Raw genomic sequence first — 1934 nt, forward strand, 5'->3', positions numbered from 1 at the left:
CGCCTGAAAGATTCTCCATTCATATTTAATACATGTGAACGGAAAGTTAGACGATCTACTAATGCTGCTACCATAGTAGTATTATCAAACATTTCTGTCCATCTTGAAAATTCAAGGTTCGTAGATACTATTACACTTCCTTTTTCACTACGGTCCGAAATTATCCTAAATAATAAATCAGCTTGGTTCCTATTAAAGCATAGATATGAAAGTTCATCTAGAATCAATAGGTCCACTTTTTCTAGCTGTTTTTCAAGTTTTAGAAGCTTTTTGTACTCTTGTGCTTCTGTAAGTTCTGTGACAAGATTGGCAACTGTATAGAACTTTACGTTATATCCCTCTTTACAAGCCTTTAACCCTAAGCCTATTGAAATATGAGTTTTGCCTGTGCCAGTGTTTCCTATCATAATGACATTCTGCCGTTTGGATATAAATTCACATGTGGCAAGTTCCCATATAAAGGCTTGTTCGACGTATTTGAGTCTGGTATAATCAAATTCGTCAAGGGTTTTCAGGTAAGGGAATCCCGCTTTGTGTATGCGGCGCTTTTGCTGATTTTCTTGCCTGGAAGCTATTTCTTTTTTCATTAATTCTATGAGAAATTCCTCATATCCCATATTGCTATCCATACGTCTAATAATACTTGTGTATTGTGCAAAAGTAGGCAATTTTAGCTGTTTGGCATAAAGTTTTATTGTTTCTTTAGCTACATTTATTTCACTCATCGTGCCACCCCATATTGTTTATCGTATATACTTAAATCAACTTCTTCTACATTTACTGTATCTATAATTTTTTGTGTACTTTTCACCGGTGTGCTGTAATCTGTTAAATAACTGCGGATTAAATCAACAGTAGGTGTAACACCTGCTGGAATTTGTTTTTTAATCTCCACAAGCTTATCTGAACCGTAGTCTACACAAAGTCTCAGAATTTTTACCATGTCTCTGGCTCCGCCAGGAAGTATTTGTCCCCACTCTAATAATTCTTGTTTGACATGGTCTTTTACAGGCTTTGCATTGAATACAGCTCTGGGTTTTTGCTCTAATAGATCTATGTAATGTTCTAGCTTGTAAGTGGTTTTGTTGGAACCATAGCTTCTGTTATGTTTAGCAATTTCCTGTCCACGATAGAAGATGGTTAGTATATTTCCATATGCTTTGATACTGACATTTTTGCCTACATATTTTACTGGTACTGAATAATTGTTTCTATCAAAACGCACTGTTGAATACTCGTCTACACTGACTGATATGCTTTTACTTGAATCAAACACATATTTAGGAAGTGAGTATAATAATGATTTGTCTATTTCATACATTTGGCCGACTGTCTGTTCATGGCCCCGTATCTGATGGGAACGGTATTTCAAACAGTTTGTCATAAGAATTTGGTTTAACTCATCAATATCTTTTACTCTTGGGACAGGAACTAAAATATTGCGTCTTACCCAGCCTACGAGATTTTCTACCAGCCCTTTCTCATTTCCTTTGCTTGGATTGCAGAATTCCATTTTAAATGCATAATGTGCACTTAATGCTTGATAACGAGCCTTAGGCTTGGCATGAGACCCAAAACCTTCCTTTACTGCAACTCTCGCATTATCAAAAATCAGTTTGTGGGGTACACCACCAAAATGTTCAAATGCTTTTACATTACCTTCTAAAAATGATTCCTCATTTTGGCGATAAAATGCCATTACAAAAATATCACAACTATAGCAGAGTCGCATACAGAAAAGATTTATAGTAACTTTTTTGTTGTCAAGGTACACAGTGGCTTCACCCCAATCTACTTGTGCTGCTTCTCCCGGATCAAATTCAAGGGGTACAAATGCTTTTGGTATTTCATCTTTTAGTTGTTGTACAGCCAATCTTACTGTGGATTCTCCACCTTTAAATCCTTTTTCTTCTACTAGACGATGATATATCCTT

At 35.9% G+C, this 1934-nt stretch carries 2 protein-coding genes; both read right to left on the minus strand.

Annotated elements, in window-relative coordinates:
* Window positions 1–725, minus strand: a 725-nt coding sequence (gene istB, locus BVF91_RS12980) for an IS21-like element helper ATPase IstB (protein WP_085113763.1), incomplete at its 3' end; no start/stop codon positions are given.
* The coding region (istA, locus tag BVF91_RS12985; RefSeq protein WP_085113764.1) for an IS21 family transposase at window positions 722–1934 on the minus strand (1213 nt) is incomplete at its 5' end. The genes istA and istB, both read right to left, overlap by 4 nt.

The sequence above is a fragment of the Thermoanaerobacterium sp. PSU-2 genome, from assembly GCF_002102475.1.
In the GTDB taxonomy this organism is placed as follows: Bacteria; Bacillota; Thermoanaerobacteria; order Thermoanaerobacterales; family Thermoanaerobacteraceae; genus Thermoanaerobacterium.